1 protein-coding gene is annotated in these 543 nt (G+C 59.7%); it reads left to right on the top strand.

Going from position 1 to position 543, the window contains the following annotated elements; translation table 11 throughout:
- A partial coding sequence (locus A5704_RS21070; protein ID WP_156737721.1) for a class I SAM-dependent methyltransferase occupies positions 1–543 on the top strand: 543 nt, incomplete at both ends.

Raw genomic sequence — 543 nt, 5'->3', positions numbered from 1 at the left:
GAATCGCAATCCATCTACGACGTTTCGGACGAGTTTTTTGCCCTGTTCCTAGATCCGACAATGGGCTATACGTGCGCTTATTTCGAACGCGAGGGCATGACCCTGGAAGAGGCGCAGAATGCGAAGTTCGATCTGGCGCTGGGCAAATTGAATCTCGAGCCGGGGATGACGCTACTCGACATCGGTTGCGGCTGGGGAGGAGCGCTGCACCGGGCGATCGAGAAATATGACGTCAACGTGATCGGGATCACGCTGAGTCGCAACCAGTTTGCCTACAGTAAGGCCAAAATGGCCGCCATCCCCACCGACCGCTCCGTCGAAGTCCGGTTGCAGGGCTGGGAGGAATTCGACGACAAGGTCGACCGAATCGTCAGCATCGGCGCCTTCGAGGCGTTCAAGGCCGACCGGTGGCCGGCCTTTTTTGAACGTGCCCACCACATCCTGCCCGACGACGGTCGGATGCTGTTGCACACCATCGTTCGCCCCTCCTTCAAGGAGGCCAGGGCGCGGGGCATGACGCTGACGCACGAGATCGTGCACTTC

The organism is Mycobacterium sp. E735, assembly GCF_001666955.1.
GTDB lineage: Bacteria > Actinomycetota > Actinomycetes > Mycobacteriales > Mycobacteriaceae > Mycobacterium.
The sequence above is the reverse complement of the archived record's forward strand: the minus strand, read 5'-3'. Positions and strand labels throughout refer to the sequence as shown.